At 41.3% G+C, this 15,092-nt stretch carries 16 protein-coding genes; 1 reads left to right on the forward strand and 15 read right to left on the reverse strand.

Going from position 1 to position 15,092, the window contains the following annotated elements; all coding sequences use genetic code 11:
- Positions 1-152 precede the first annotated feature (152 nt).
- The 14 genes from ACQKKK_RS12190 to ACQKKK_RS12255 all read right to left on the reverse strand — a co-directional run bounded on the left by ACQKKK_RS12190 (position 153) and on the right by ACQKKK_RS12255 (position 13,207).
- Positions 153-1,337 carry a pyridoxal phosphate-dependent aminotransferase gene (locus ACQKKK_RS12190; RefSeq protein ID WP_427616419.1) on the reverse strand — a complete coding sequence of 395 codons (1,185 nt, stop codon included), beginning with the start codon at positions 1,335-1,337 and terminating at the stop codon, positions 153-155.
- An 18-nt stretch (positions 1,338-1,355) separates the two neighbouring features.
- Entirely contained in the window at positions 1,356-1,832 is a 477-nt protein-coding gene (locus tag ACQKKK_RS12195; protein WP_427616420.1) for a DUF5590 domain-containing protein, read from the reverse strand.
- Positions 1,833-1,850: 18 nt separating this feature from the next.
- Complete coding sequence (locus ACQKKK_RS12200; RefSeq protein ID WP_427616421.1) at positions 1,851-2,021, reverse strand: YpmA family protein; 171 nt, start codon at positions 2,019-2,021, stop codon at positions 1,851-1,853.
- Between the two features lie 154 nt (positions 2,022-2,175).
- Positions 2,176-4,956: an ATP-dependent DNA helicase DinG gene (dinG, locus tag ACQKKK_RS12205; protein WP_427616422.1), complete on the reverse strand. Its 2,781-nt coding sequence runs from the start codon at positions 4,954-4,956 to the stop codon at positions 2,176-2,178.
- Positions 4,957-5,161: 205 nt separating this feature from the next.
- Positions 5,162-5,545, reverse strand: a complete 384-nt coding sequence (gene panD, locus ACQKKK_RS12210) for an aspartate 1-decarboxylase (RefSeq protein ID WP_427616423.1) — start codon at positions 5,543-5,545, stop codon at positions 5,162-5,164.
- 23 nt (positions 5,546-5,568) lie between these two features.
- Entirely contained in the window at positions 5,569-6,417 is an 849-nt protein-coding gene (gene panC / locus ACQKKK_RS12215; RefSeq protein WP_427616424.1) for a pantoate--beta-alanine ligase, read from the reverse strand.
- Complete coding sequence (panB, locus tag ACQKKK_RS12220) at positions 6,414-7,250, reverse strand: 3-methyl-2-oxobutanoate hydroxymethyltransferase (RefSeq protein ID WP_427616425.1); 837 nt, start codon at positions 7,248-7,250, stop codon at positions 6,414-6,416. Before panB ends, panC begins: the two co-directional genes overlap by 4 nt.
- Before the next feature lie 347 nt (positions 7,251-7,597).
- A complete protein-coding gene (locus ACQKKK_RS12225) occupies positions 7,598-8,578 on the reverse strand; it encodes a biotin--[acetyl-CoA-carboxylase] ligase (protein ID WP_427616426.1) in 981 nt (326 codons plus the stop codon).
- Positions 8,563-9,756 (reverse strand): CCA tRNA nucleotidyltransferase, encoded by a 1,194-nt coding sequence (locus tag ACQKKK_RS12230; protein ID WP_427616427.1) that lies wholly within the window; start codon positions 9,754-9,756, stop codon positions 8,563-8,565. Before ACQKKK_RS12230 ends, ACQKKK_RS12225 begins: the two co-directional genes overlap by 16 nt.
- Positions 9,757-9,769: 13 nt before the next feature.
- Positions 9,770-10,909, reverse strand: a complete 1,140-nt coding sequence (bshA, locus tag ACQKKK_RS12235) for an N-acetyl-alpha-D-glucosaminyl L-malate synthase BshA (protein ID WP_427616428.1) — start codon at positions 10,907-10,909, stop codon at positions 9,770-9,772.
- A 4-nt stretch (positions 10,910-10,913) separates the two neighbouring features.
- Complete coding sequence (gene bshB1, locus ACQKKK_RS12240) at positions 10,914-11,627, reverse strand: bacillithiol biosynthesis deacetylase BshB1 (RefSeq protein ID WP_427616429.1); 714 nt, start codon at positions 11,625-11,627, stop codon at positions 10,914-10,916.
- Positions 11,611-12,036 carry a methylglyoxal synthase gene (locus tag ACQKKK_RS12245; protein WP_427616430.1) on the reverse strand — a complete coding sequence of 142 codons (426 nt, stop codon included), beginning with the start codon at positions 12,034-12,036 and terminating at the stop codon, positions 11,611-11,613. The genes bshB1 and ACQKKK_RS12245 overlap by 17 nt, the downstream gene beginning before the upstream one ends.
- Positions 12,037-12,054: 18 nt before the next feature.
- Complete coding sequence (dapB, locus tag ACQKKK_RS12250) at positions 12,055-12,855, reverse strand: 4-hydroxy-tetrahydrodipicolinate reductase (protein WP_427616431.1); 801 nt, start codon at positions 12,853-12,855, stop codon at positions 12,055-12,057.
- Positions 12,856-12,874: 19 nt separating this feature from the next.
- Complete coding sequence (locus ACQKKK_RS12255) at positions 12,875-13,207, reverse strand: nucleotide pyrophosphohydrolase (RefSeq protein WP_427616432.1); 333 nt, start codon at positions 13,205-13,207, stop codon at positions 12,875-12,877.
- A gap of 167 nt (positions 13,208-13,374) precedes the next feature.
- On the opposite strand from ACQKKK_RS12255, the gene ACQKKK_RS12260 reads away from it, so the two are divergent.
- The gene (locus ACQKKK_RS12260; protein ID WP_427616433.1) at positions 13,375-14,247 is read left to right on the forward strand and encodes a YitT family protein; all 873 of its coding nucleotides are present in this window, start codon (positions 13,375-13,377) and stop codon (positions 14,245-14,247) included.
- A gap of 158 nt (positions 14,248-14,405) precedes the next feature.
- On the opposite strand, the gene ACQKKK_RS12265 is transcribed toward ACQKKK_RS12260, so the two are convergent.
- On the reverse strand, positions 14,406-15,080 hold the full coding sequence (locus tag ACQKKK_RS12265) for a zinc metallopeptidase (protein WP_427616434.1): 675 nt from the start codon (positions 15,078-15,080) through the stop codon (positions 14,406-14,408).
- Between the last annotated feature and the right edge of the window lie 12 nt (positions 15,081-15,092).

Raw genomic sequence — 15,092 nt, forward strand, 5'->3', positions numbered from 1 at the left:
AAATCCTTGAGCCTGTCACTTTTTCCTCGCCTTTTGAAATAACCTAAGAATGCATTATCATGCCTTCTTCCCAAATGAATTATTTCGATTTTTTCAAACTAAAAAACCTGCAGACCCTCATGTAGCCAGGAAGTCTGCAGGTTTTAAAAAAATTATGCCATTTTTGATTTAACGAATGAATGGATTCTTTCAACGGCTGCTTCCAGCAATTCCAATGAAGTTGCATAAGAGAGCCTGATGTTATCAGGTGCACCAAACCCTGAACCTGGAATAACAGCCACTTGAGCTTCTTCCAGCAACGCAGTCGTAAATTCCTCGACATTGCTGTACCCCGTTAATTCAACTGCACGCTTAACATTCGGGAATAAGTAAAATGCTCCTTGTGGTTTAATGCAGCTGATCCCTGGAATTTCAACCAATTTATCATATATCTTATTCAAACGGCCTTCAAATGACTGACGCATTTCTTCAACAGGCTCCTGTGTACCTTCATAAGCGGCAATCGCCCCATATTGAGCAGTTGTCGTAGGGTTTGATGTACTATGGCTAGCAAGGTTCGTCATTGCTTTAATGATGGACTCTTCACCAACTGCATAACCAATTCTCCAGCCGGTCATCGAATGCGATTTAGAAACACCATTGATGATGATCGTTTGCTTTTTCAATTCAGGTGAAATCTCTGCAATGGATGTATGTTTAGCATTTCCATAAACCAATTTTTCGTAAATTTCATCGGAAATGATCAAGATATCATGAGCTAGGCAAACTTCCCCGATAGCCGCTAGTTCTTCCTTGGAATAAAGCATGCCAGTTGGATTGCTTGGCGAGTTGATGATAACCGCTTTCGTTTTTTCGGTGATTGCTTGTTCTAATTGTTCTTTAGTGATTTTATATTGATTTTCTTCTGTACCGACTACATAAACTGGCTTACCATCAGCAAGCTTGATTTGCTCAGGATAGCTCACCCAATATGGTATCGGAACGATGACTTCATCTTCTTCATCCAGGATCGCTTGAAACAATGTGTAAAGCGCATGCTTTGCACCTGAGCCAACTACAATTTCAGACGGTTTGTATTCCAAGCCTTGATCACGCTTCAATTTAGCTGCAATTGCCTCTTTTAGCTTCGGCAGGCCTGCAGATGGCGTGTATTTAGTTTGACCTTCATTCATGGATTGAACAGCTGCATCTATAATATGTTTGGGCGTATTATAGTCTGGTTCACCTGCCCCCAAACCAATAATATCAAGACCTTGAGCCTTAAGTTCCTTTGCTTTTGCCGTGATGGCCAATGTTGTTGATGGCGTTAATGACTGAACTCGGTTAGCTAATTTCATTTTAAATTAATCCCCCATTCAAATGCTTCGATAATACTTAAGCCATTCCCCAGTTTTAAAATCATAATAATCATAGTTATAACGCTCGGATTCATCAAGATAAGTTACTTCCCAAAGCGGAACGTTCTTTTCCATGCCCAGCTTAACTGAAATGATTTCTTGAGGATTGAGCTTATCTTTGACAATGCTTAATATTTCTTTTTTTGTTTTACCATCTTTATAATTTTCCACTACTATTTCTTTCTTCTTGTCCTCAGGAAGCCAGACTATTTTTTTAGTCCCTTTTTCTCCCTTACCAATGATGACGGAGTATGAATCCTTTCCATTATAAAGGTAGAATTCATCCATGGTCACAAGGCCGCCTTTTTCCTTCGCCTTTTTAAAAGCCTCATTACCAGCTTCTTTTTTAGGCTGCAACGCTTTAATATATGCCCCGCCGACAAATCCGATAAAACAAAGGACTAGGATAGAAGCAATAATCAACCATTTTTTCAAAGCTGCTTTTCCCTCTTTCTATGTACGATAAATTGTAAATATCGCTTTTTCTTGATCTTGGGAATCCAATGCCAGACCGAACATTAAGTCATCTCTTTTCAATGTTCGGTTCAAAGAATCCACAATTTTATACAAATCAGGAGAATGTTGCAACCTGACTGTCGAAATTACTTCTATTTTACTTTCCATGAAACGCCCCTCCATTTTTAAAATTTGTCAACAACCACTGGTATGAATAGGATTTGAAGGCTTTACCACCTTTCACATTATACCAGTTCAAAAGTTATTTTTCTTTATAAATTCATAAAAATTCAATTAGCATAATGAATCATCTAAAGATTCATTAAATCCATTCTTCTATCATATCAGCCATTTCTGTTATTGAGGCTTGGTGCCAGTCGACCTGCGGAATGGCCTTTTGAAATTCATGACCATATTTGGCCGTGACGATGCGGCGATCGAGAATAACCAAAACCCCTTTATCTTCTGGAGTGCGTATAAGCCTGCCGAAGCCTTGCCGGAACCTTAACAAGGCTTCTGGTAAAGAATACGCAGAGAAAGGATTACGCCCTTGCTTCTCAAGAAGTTGGCATTTTGCAGCTGTCACTGGTTCATCCGGTGGAGAAAAAGGCAGCCTGACAATGATTAAACAAGATAAATCCTCGCCTGGAATATCGACGCCTTCCCAAAGGCTTGTTGTCCCAAAAAGGACGGCTTTCTCGAAGTTTTGGAAGTTCCTGAGCAGCCTCATACGGCTTCCACCAGAAATCCCTTGTGCAAACAGGGTGAACTCATCCAGAACCCCAGTGTCTTTGATGGAATAATAGGTTGCCCGCAGCATCTCATGAGAGGTGAATAATACCATCATCCTGCCTTTGGCTGCCTGAGCGGCCGCAATAATGTGGTTTGCCGCGGTTTCGGAAAATTCCTCCATTGATAAGCAATTGATATCCGGTATATCACTTGGAACCAGTACCTTTACGAGTTCCTTATATGGAAAAGGTGAAGGAAATCTTGCTGTCTGCATTGGCTCATTCTCTAAACCGAGTTGCTCTTTAAAATAATTGAAAGAATCCTTCACGACAAGGGTCGCTGATGTCATTACTACACTTTTTTGGTGCCCGAAATAGGAATCCCACAACCATTTGCTTCCTGCAATCGGCTGAACCGTCAGTGTCACCCCATGCTGAGGTGCCGCATTCGTATAATCAAGCCAATATATATTCTCTTCATGCGGCTTAATGAAAAATTCATGTAAGGAGTCCCTTGTGTCCTGCAATTGTCCAAGCAGCACTTCGATATCATTTAAGTAAAATAATGAATTTTTCCCTAAGGGGGACTCATTATTCAATAAAAGAGCCAATCTTTTCTCTAACTCCGTAATGATATATCCTAACAAGTCCACCAATCGCTCAGCAACCAGGATCGCTTTACCCCATCTACCATCATCTATTTTGAATGAAAGTCGTTTCGGACTCATGGAACGTGAAAGTTTTTCCGCTTGATTGGAGATGTAATAAAATAGCTGTTCGAATTCATAGGAGAAATCATTCAGCTTTTGGTCTAATTCATGCGTAGGCTTCCCATCTGTCAGTCCATTATTTAAGAGTAACCTGTCCAGTTTGTACAATAATTGCTTTTGATCTGATGTCCCTATTCTGTTCAAAACCGTCTTCACCGAAATATAGTTAAGCCTGCTTCCTAGTTGTTTAGATGCAGCCTGTTCAAAATGGTGTGCTTCATCGAGTATCAGATACCCTTTCTTGGGAATCAAAGCGTCTTCTGTAAGTAGATCCGTCATTAAAAATGAATGATTTGTAATGATGATATCCGCCTTGACCGCCGTTCTTTTTGCCCTTTCAAAAAAATCCAATTCAAGCCAGGGCTGTTTTAAACCGGCGTATGTAAGACCATCACTTTGCAGTCTATTCCAAAACAGCTGACCACCGCTTGTAAGATTCAATTCATCTTTATCTCCTGTTACAGTTTCAGTAAGCCAAACCAATATCTGCATTTTCGTTAATGCCGTTTCATAATTATCTTCCTTTTCACGCAACGCCCTTTCAAACTTTGCCAAACTCAAATAATTACTTCTCCCCTTTAACAAAACAGCTTGAAAGGTGAAGGGAAGGATTGCCTTCAGCTTAGGAACCTCGTTTTGGAGAAGTTGATCCTGTAGCTGAAGCGTATATGTCGAAACGACGACCGGTTTTTGATGTTTTCTTGCAAAATAAACGGCTGGAAGCAGATAACCTAAGGATTTTCCAATACCTGTCCCAGCTTCAATGATTGCATCATGGCTGGATTCGAAGGAATCGTGAATCATGTTCATCATATCAAGCTGTCCGCTCCTTGCTTCAAAAGCAGGAAATGCACGTTGAAGCATGGCTATTTTTTCCTCATTATCGAGCGGGAATTCTGACTCCGTGTCTTTATGATCACTTTCTACGTCTGCCTTTTTAAATGCAAGGCCCCGATAAGTTATAAGTTCAGGTGAATGGACTTCTGCTTTAGCAAGTTTGCTTGCAATGCAAGCATCTATCAATTCGGAAATCTCACTTTGTAAGGAATAAGATAATCGATATAACTGTTTAAGCGTCATCACCGGAAGTTTCATCAGCTTTTTTTTCAATTCCAACAATAATAAAGCGGTGGCATATGCATCACTATCCGCTTGATGGGGCCTGGAATGATCTAGGTTTTCTTCTTTAGCCAGTTGGTGCAGCTTGTATCCATCGGATGTTGGTTTTAATATTTTTGCTAACTCCACTGTATCAAGGGTGGAACCATAAAACGGCTCAAATCCACAGCGTACTAGTTCCTCCTGTAAAAAAGATAAGTCAAATAAAACATTATGGGCAACAAAACAAGCCCCTTCTATCAGCCGGGCAATATTTTCTGCGACATCTTCAAAGTCAGGTGCATTTTTTACGGTCTCGTTGCTTATTCCGGTCAATTCTTCAATAAACAAGGAAATTTCCTGACCAGGGTGGATGAATGTCGAGTATTCATCGACAATTTGGTCATTTTCGATGACCACGCCAGCAAATTGAATAATCCTATCCCCTTTTTTTGGGGAATTCCCTGTTGTTTCCAAATCGACCACTACATATCGTTGCGTCATGAATTGTACACCTCAAACTTCGCTTTCTCCACTTCCTGATGGAATTCTCTTATCTTTTTTATACCATAATAATCGTAATAAAGGAAACAAGCCGTTCATCAAACCCATTCTAAAAAACAAGTTCCCAAAAATTCCGCCATTCATCTCTAGACGAAAAAGGCCGGCACCCGTATGCATGATTCATGCACATGTGCCGGCCTTCCGCTTACATGATTGTTGCTGCAGGTTCGTTTGAAATCAGCTCAATGATTTTGTTGTTTTCATCCATAATCGCAACTTTTGGTTTGTGATCTCCCAGTTTATCCTCTGATACCATCACGTAAGAAATGATTATCACGATATCATCCGGCTGCACCAGTCTTGCTGCCGCTCCGTTCAAACAGACAACACCGCTCCCCCGTTCACCCGCAATCACATACGTTTCAAGACGCGCACCATTATTATTATTCACAATGGCGACTTTCTCGTTTGGCAGAATTCCCACCGCATCAATTATGTCTTCATCAATTGTAATGCTGCCAACATAGTTCAAATTTGCTTCAGTTACCCTTGCACGGTGGATTTTTCCATTCATCATCGTTCGAAACATTTAATTTCCCCCCTGATCATTATTTATTCTATATTAATAGTGATATTATCAATTAGCCTTGCATGCTCGAACTTAATGGCCATTGCAATGATGACGTTTCCTGATAGCGTTTCAATTGGTTTAAGTTCCGGGTATTGATAGACTTCAATATAGTCAATCACTCCACTTGTATGTGCACAAATATGTTCACTTACTAGAGCAGTGACGCTTGCAGCATTTCTTTCACCTGATTCAACCGCCTCTTTTGCCTTTAATAAACTTTGGTACAACTCTTTAGCTTCCATGCGTTCCTGAACTGATAGGTATACATTACGCGAGCTCTTCGCTAACCCATCTTCTTCACGTACGGTATCTACAGCAACAAGCTGGATCGGGAAATTAAAGTCTTGGATCAATCCATCTATCACGGCAACTTGCTGGGCATCCTTCTTACCGAAGTAAGCCCTATCAGGGAGGATGATATTGAAGAACTTCGTTAAGACTGTCGCTACACCATCAAAGTGTCCAGGCCTTTGCCTTCCGCATAAACAATCCGTCCTGCTTTGGACAATAACTTTAACCGATGGTTCTTCACCATACATTTCGTGGACTGTTGGATAAAAGAGATAATCCACTCCAGCCTTTGCTGCGACGTTCTCATCCCGTTCCAAATCACGTGGATATGTTTCAAAATCCTCATTGGGTCCAAATTGCAACGGATTAACAAAAATACTCAATACCACAATATCATTTTCATTGCGCGCCTTTTCCAGAAGGGTAGCATGCCCCTGGTGTAAAAAGCCCATTGTCGCCACATAGCCAATGCTTTTATGATGGCTTTTTTCCTCTTGGAGCGCCTGTTGCAAATCAGCTGCTGATGTAAAAGTTTTCATCTTTTCCCTCCGTAAAGCTCTGTAAGCTGCTCTTCCTTCATCGTAAATGAATGTTCTTTCGACGGAAAATCTTTAGATTTCACTTCATTCACATACCTGATTATTGATTGGCCAATCAGTTCATTGGCATCTCCATAAACTTTTACGAATTTTGCAACACGATCTACCCCATACCTGATGACATCATGATAAACGAGGACTTGACCATCCGTGTCTGCACCTGCCCCAATTCCAATGGTTGGGATTCCCAAATTCCGTGTGACGAGTTCTCCCACTTGATATGGTACACATTCAAATACTACTGCCATCGCCCCCGCCGCTTCACACTTTTTCGCATCTTCCACGAGCTGTGCTGCAGCATCGGCGTCTTTTCCTTGTACTTTATATCCGCCAAGAACTCCGACTGATTGAGGAGTTAAGCCAAGATGGGCTACAACCGGAATGCCTGCCTTTGTCAATGCCGATATTTTTTCAACAACATCACCTGCTCCCTCAAGCTTCACGGCATCAGCATGTCCTTCCTGCATGATACGTGCTGCATTCTTGAGTGTTTCATCCATAGACAGGTGATAGCTCATAAAGGGCATATCGGTCACAACAAATGTATCTGGGGCCCCGCGTTTTACTGCCTTTGTATGATGGATCATGTCATTCACCGTAACAGGGATGGTTGAGTCATAACCCAATACGACCATTCCTAAAGAATCGCCGACTAAAATCATGTCTACACCTGATTGTTCCGCTAACTTTGCTGACGGAAAATCATATGCTGTAAGCATGACAATTTTCTCTTGATTTTGTTTCATTTTCAAAAAATCCCCGGACAATTTCATTACGTTTCCTCCTTTTTGATGGAGGAGATGAAAACATCAGCGTTATAAAAACTGGTGTCTATACATTCATACGCAAAAAAAAGACTGACTAAAAAAGTAACTGTTTCACAACGAAAAATGGTTTAAAAACCACATATCGTTCAATAAACAGCACTTGTCTTTTTAGTCAATCCCTTTGTTCCATCAGAAGTTTCATCCCTCCGTCCCAGTCCAATTCTCTGGATCAAGGCAGATTTTCAAATAATTTGGTATTTATGGGGGTGCAGTTCACATGAGATACTGCCCACTTGAATTATATCAAGCCAAATTCAAAAATTCTATTTATTTTTCACGATTTTGACAAAAATCTACTGAATTTCAATATCTGCTGAATAAATCGAATGTATGGTTCCTTTTCCGTCTTCTAGGAGTAAAACGCCTGAATCCGTTATGCCTAATGCTTTTCCGACAATCGTATCATTGACGGTACTGGCTTTGATAACCTGACCAAGACTGATCGCATAACTCTCCCATAAATCCTTTATCGGCATGAAGCCTTCATTTAAATAGAGGTCATACAAATTTTCCAGACGAAACAACGCTCTTTGAATGACCATGGACCTTGAAACAGTTTCCCCACTTTCTATGAAAAGGGACGTCGCTTTTTCGTGCAGATCTTCCGGGAAATCCACCAATTTCTGGTTGATATTCATTCCAATCCCGATAATGACAGAATGGATTCTATCCGATTCGGCCTGCATCTCCGTCAGGATGCCTACCACTTTCTTACGATTCACCAAAATATCATTCGGCCATTTTATTTGTGGTTTTAAATCAGTGGTATCCTCTATTGCCTGTGCCACAGCGACTGCGGCCATTAATGTCAGTTGAGGAGCCTCATGAATCGGGATTTTCGGTCTTAGGATTAGACTCATCCAAATGCCGCTGAATTTTGGGGAATGCCAAGATCTCATCAATCTTCCTTTTCCGGATAACTGCTCCTCGGCAACGACGAGCGTTCCCTCCTGAACTCCTTCATTCGCTAATTGATGCGCAATTTTTTGAGTGGATTCCACAGTTTCCTGATAGTGGATCATCTTGCCGATTGTTTTTGTTTCCAGGCCAAGTTGTATTTCGCTTTCGGACACTTTTTCCGGCGCTGATATGATCCGATAGCCTTTTTTCCTAACGGCTTCAACATTATAACCTTCACTGCGCAGGTCTTCTATATGCTTCCAGACCGCTGTACGCGAACAGCCAATATATTCAGCAATTTCCTGACCGGATTTAAATGCACCATCTGCTTTAGAGAGGGCTTCCATCAGCTTTGTTCTTAACTCAGATTGCATTTCTCAAGCCACCTCTTTATTTCTTCTTTATCATTTCTTAATTCTTCATTCAAGACTGCTTTCAATATTCTTTCCAAGTATTCTTTCACCCATGGACCCGGTTTTTCTTGATGCCAGATTAATAAATCCGTCCCCTTAACGGCAAGATCCGACATTTCTTTTATAATGAGTTCATTATATCGTTGTTGGGCGTTCTCCTCTGCATCCGTTACATTTCCCCCTGTCAGGGCTGCCTTGACTTTAGCAGCTTGTACAGTTATGCCCTGACCTGCCTGAAATACATCGATGGTTGAATTTTCAAAGGATGGTTCTTTCTTCACCAGCTGTATGATACGTTGAACGTTCCTTATTGTTTTCAATGGCAGCTTCCATGCCCTTAATGCCTCTTCCATGTCCTGATCACTTGTATGAACCATGATTATAGACCATATTTCTGTGGCTTTTAGCTGATGAAGCGGAAGATTGAGTAATTTCCCTAAATGATCCTTCTTACTGGAGAATTGAGGAAGGTATTGAAATAGTCCACTTTCTAATAAGAGTGAGAGAGCCCTCTTTTTATTGATGCCGGTCAATAGCTTCTCAAATTCAACCAGGATTCTTTCGACAGCTATTTCACTGATGATCTGGCCGTTCTCTTTAAGGGAATCAAAAGTTTCTTGATCCAGTTCAAAATCAAGTTGACTGACGAACCTTAATGCACGCATCATTCTCAAAGCATCCTCATGAAACCTTTCGTGCGGGTTGCCAACCGTGATAATCCTTTTTTCTGCCAAATCATGTCTGCCATTAAATGGATCGATAATATTTCCGGACTTATCCATTGCCATTGCATTCATTGTAAAATCCCTTCTTTGTAAATCCTCAGTCAAAGAACGGACAAATTGCACAGAATCTGGTCTCCGGAAGTCCGAATACTCGCTTTCTGTTCTAAAAGTCGTAATTTCGTATGTACCTGAATCCGTAATTACAAGCACTGTTCCATGGTCAATCCCGATATCAGCCGTTTTAGGAAAAATCCTTTTGATTTCCTGGGGTGTTGCGGAAGTAGCGATGTCCACATCGTTGATGGGACTGCCGAGGATATAATCCCTTACAGAGCCACCAACGAAATAGGCCTCGAATCCTGCTTGTTCAATTAATTCAAGAATGGGTACTGATTTTAAGAATAACTGATCCATCAGCATCCCCTCCCTATTTCATAGATTTTCCTTCAAGTGCTTTAATGTAGATGGCTTCATATTCTGACATGATTGTATCCGAGTGAAAATCGGTGTTGGCCCTTTCCAGCGCAGCCTCTGAAAAACGTTTATGTAAAACCGGGTCGCTTAAAAGCCCAATCGCTTTTTCAGCAACCGTTTTAACATCTCCCAATTCACAAATATAACCAGTCTCGCCATCAACGATGACCTCCGGAATTCCTCCGATATTGGTTCCGATACAAGGAACTCCACATGCCATCGCCTCAAGCAGTACAAGTCCGAAACTCTCTTTTTCCGATAAAAGGAATATCAAATCACTGATTGAATATAATTCGGCAAGGTTATCCTGCTTACCAAGAAACAAAACCGATTCATCGATTCCAAGATCTTTAGCCAATGTCAATACGGTTGTCACTTCCGGTCCGTCTCCTACGAGTAGAAGCTTGGCGGGCATATCCTTTTGAGTTAAATTAAAAGCCTGGATGACGTCTTTCACACGCTTGACCGAACGGAAATTCGATACATGTATGATTACTTTTTCATCTTCCCTGATACCGTATTCATCCCGAAGGTATTCGGAGTTCGATTTATGGTAATCCCTTTCATCAATAAAATTATAAACGGTTTTTATTTCCTTATCCGGAGAGATTAAATCATGCGTTTCCTGCACAAGAGAATTAGATACCCCTGTAACGACATCGGATTGCTCTATCCCGAATTTTATCAAATTGGTCAATGAGGGATCATGCCCTAATACCGTTATGTCCGTACCATGCAGTGTGGTCACGATCTTTACTTCATTACCTGACATCTGCTTTGCAAGGATGGCACAGACAGCATGCGGAATCGCATAATGAACGTGAAGGATATCTAATTTCTCCCTTTTTACGACATCCGCTAACTTGCTCGCAAGCGCCAGGTCATATGGTGGATATTGAAAGACTGAGTACGAGTTCACTTCAACCTGATGATAAAAAATATTACAGTACATCTTATTCAAGCGAAAAGGGAGGCTTGAAGAAATGAAATGTATTTCATGTCCTTTTTCTGCAAGCATCTTGCCTAATTCAGTTGCTACGACACCAGAACCCCCAACTGTAGGGTAACAGGTAATTCCAATTTTTAATTTCATAAGATTATTTTTCTCCTAACAAGTCGGAATCGATTAGTAACGGCTTTTTTGTCATGAATCCTTCCGCATAGGCGACACCCACTTCTTTTCCGAACATCCGCTCCCGTGCCTCCACAGTCTCGATATAGCCATTCACCAACGGGGTTTCAACAGTTACATCACTTTTTTCGAATTGGCTGCTATATGCTCTAAGGCTATCCAGCTTTTTCGTGATTGAAGAAGTGATATCCACTACGAAGTCCGGTTTGTGAAAACCATTTATCATATAATAGTACATATTTTGGACACGATGAGAGTCCAGGCCACTTTCTTCCATATACTTTTTGACTCCTGCCGAAAAAACTGCTTCTTCCACTAATTTTGCACAGTTTCCATGATCGGGATGGCGATCTTCCAAAAAAGGTGCAAATACAAGGGCAGGTTTATATTTACGGATCACTTTAATGATTTGATCTATGTACTCTGCTTTCATATATAAACCCCGGTCAGGTAAATCAAGGAAAATCCTCTTTACCCCAAGGATTTCTGCAGCCTTACGCGCTTCCTTTTGCCGCAATGGAACGGTTCCATTGGATGACATTTCAGCTTTTGTCAAATCACAAATGACAATTTCCCTGCCCTGTTGCCCATATTTAGCAATCGTGCCTCCCATACCGATTTCAACATCATCCGCATGTGCGCCGAAAGCCAGGATATCAATATTACTTTTGTTTATCATTTATCTCACCTTGTTTTTTCCGTAGTTTAAGCCAATCCATATACCCATGTTTCAAACCTTGTATCAGTACTTCTGCCGTGCCCATATTTGTCGCTAATGGAATTTCATAGACATCGGAAAGGCGTATAAGCGCTGATACATCAGGTTCATGTGGCTGGGATGTCAATGGATCGCGGAAAAATAGGACCATATCCATTTCTCCGCGTGCAATCATTGCACCTATTTCCTGATCTCCACCAAGAGGTCCCGAATGAAAGCGATGGACAGGCAGTGATACTTCTTCCATAATTCGTTTCCCGGTCGTACCTGTAGCAAATAATTCATGCTGCTCGAATACAGCTTTATAGGCTGTTACAAATTGAATGATATCTTCCTTTTTCTTATCATGGGCAATTAAGGCAATTCTCATTGTATATCCTCCCATTCCCTATTCGATAATATTTTCCAGGCCATATACAAGAATATCCAATTTCATGACGTTATCGACCGCGAGTTTGACCCCTGACATGAAGGATGCCCGATTAAAGGAATCATGCCGAACCGTCAATAGCTCTCCATCACTGCCGAAGAGCACCTGTTGATGAGCAACTAGTCCCGGAAGCCGTACACTATGGATATGCATGCCATCTACATTTGCCCCTCTTGCCCCTTGGATAGTTTCTTTTTCATCAGGGTGCCCCTGTTGTTTCATTTCACGTACCGCAGCAATCATATCTGCCGTTTTTGAAGCCGTGCCCGAAGGTGCATCAAGTTTTTGATCATGATGCATTTCTATGATTTCCACATCCGGGAAATACTTTGCAGCCATTTGTGAAAACTTCATCATCAAAATGGCTCCAATTGCAAAGTTTGGCGCGATGATGCAACCGATGCCCTTTTCTTTTGTTAAAGAATCCAGCTTCGCTAAATCTTCCTTTGTAAAACCTGTCGTTCCGACTACAGGCCGGATGCCATGGTTAAGTGCCATTTCGGTATGGAACATCCCCACTTCAGGTGTGGTTAAATCAATCAATACGTCAGCTTTTACAGAAGAAAAACATTCATTTATATCCGAATAAACAGGTGCTTCAATCCCTTGAAAACCTTCTATTGTGGAGAGGCTTACCCCGTTATGCTTACGATCTATGACAGCTGCCAATTCAAATTCTTCTGTCCTATGTACAAGCTTCACCGCTTCATTTCCCATTCTGCCACGAGGACCAGCCACAATCACTTTTACTTTATTCATCTTTACTTTCCCCCTCCATTTACTCTTCTTTTTTTGTCCATCTATCTTTATCACGGGTTGTAAACTTATGCATGACCTTATCATGTGAGCTTTGAAGGTCAATCCCTAAAGAATTGGCAAAACAAATTAAAACAAAAAGCATGTCCCCCAATTCCGCTTCAACGGTATTCTCTTCCTCAGTTGCTTTCTTTGGTTTTTCACCATGATAATGATTGACTTCCCTAGCCAATTCCCCAAGTTCTTCAGACATCCGTGCGAGCATAGCCAGAGGGCTGAAATATCCTTCTTTGAACTGTCCTATGTATTGGTCGACTTCCGCTTGCATTTGTTGGATCGTCTTGTGATTTTCCATATAGTCACCCATTCTTGATTTTCGTTTTCACACATTATACCTTCTCCATGTTAGCTAAAAGTGAAACAGATGACAACAGATACGTTCGAGAATCAAAATTGCCCATAGTTGGTTAATTAGTTATAATAAGTAAATTGATGATATGCAAACCTTTGGAGGTATGGGATATGCTTTTGGGCTTAAAATTGAAAAATACTCTATTCATCCTTTTTGGGGCTGGAATCTTCGCTTTTGGGCTCGTGCATTTTAACATGCAAAACCATCTGGCCGAAGGCGGATTCACCGGTCTCACCTTGATTATATATCAACTTATTGGGATAAATCCTTCTTATTCTAATTTGGTTTTGAATATTCCTTTATTTGCAATAGGCTGGAAATATTTAGGTCGAACTTCTTTCTTTTATACGATTATCGGAACGGTTGGCCTCTCCGTTTGGTTATGGGTTTTCGAGAGATACCAAATCGAAATCAATCTCGGAAACGATTTGATGCTGGTGGCATTGTTTGCCGGGGTCTTTGTTGGTGTCGGGTTGGGCATCATCTTTCGTTACGGGGGGACTACAGGCGGTGTAGATATCATTGCCCGCTTTGCCCACCGGTACTTGGGAATTGGCATGGGACGGACCATGTTCATCTTTGATGCCGTTGTTATTGGCCTATCCATCCTTACCTACCTGGATTACCGGCAAGCGATGTATACCCTCGTTGCCGTATTTATAGGTGCTAGAGTAATCGACTTTATGCAAGAAGGGGCTTATGCAGCTAGAGGCGCTATGATCATTAGTGAGAAAAACAAGGAAATTGCAGAAAAAATCATGAATGATATGGAGCGGGGCGTAACAGTATTAAGGGGATATGGGTCCTTTACACGCAATGACAGGGAAGTGCTCTATTGTGTTGTTGGGAAAAATGAGCTTGTCCGCTTAAAAAATGCCATAACATCGGTGGACCCTCATGCATTCGTATCTGTAAGTGAAGTGCATGACGTATTAGGTGAGGGCTTTACCCTTGATGGGAATAAGAACCCAATTGAAAGGTAATCGATTGGCTAGGGGCATTACCGAATGGAATGTAATCCTTTTGAATGTTTCCCCGAATATCTGAATTTTATAAGCAGAGTGCAATAATATTTTTATAAGCTTTTAAAAACGCAGATTAATCAAAAGGAGGACGCCATTGATGGCGTCCTCCTTTTTAATTAATCCTCTTCTCTCATTCCTGAATACATAAGCAGAAGACGAACTAATTCCAGTACGGCAACTAGAGCGGCAGCAACATACGTCATCGCAGCTGCACTTAATACTCTTTTCGTTTCCCGTTCTTCGTCATTTCGGATAACTCCTACAGAAACGAGTTGATCCATTGCCCGAGAGGAAGCATTGAACTCCACTGGCAGAGTGATTACTTGAAATAATACTGCCGCTGACATAAATACGATACCTGCTATTAATAAGCCTGGAATTCTGGCTAACACCCCGATTAAAATTAAAATCCAAGATATATTAGAACCAAAGTTAGCGACAGGCACTAACGCATGACGGAAACGTAAGAACGCATATGCTTCTTTATCTTGAATCGCATGTCCCACTTCATGGGCTGCAACAGCTACGCCTGCAACTGAATGGCCGTGATAGTTATCCGTTGATAAACGCACCGTTTTATCCCTTGGATCATAATGGTCCGATAGCATTCCAGGTGTCTCTTCGACCCTGACATTGAACAGTCCATTTTGATCCAAAATGGCCCGTGCCGTCTCAGCACCATTCATACCAGAAGAAGCCGGTACTTTTGAATATTTTTTATACGTGCTTTTCACTTTCATTTGTGCATAAATCGGGATTAAAATGATAATCGCCAAATAAATGAAATACATGGTATCCTCCTA

It is taken from the genome of Peribacillus sp. NPDC006672, assembly GCF_050274955.1.
GTDB lineage: Bacteria > Bacillota > Bacilli > Bacillales > DSM-1321 > Peribacillus.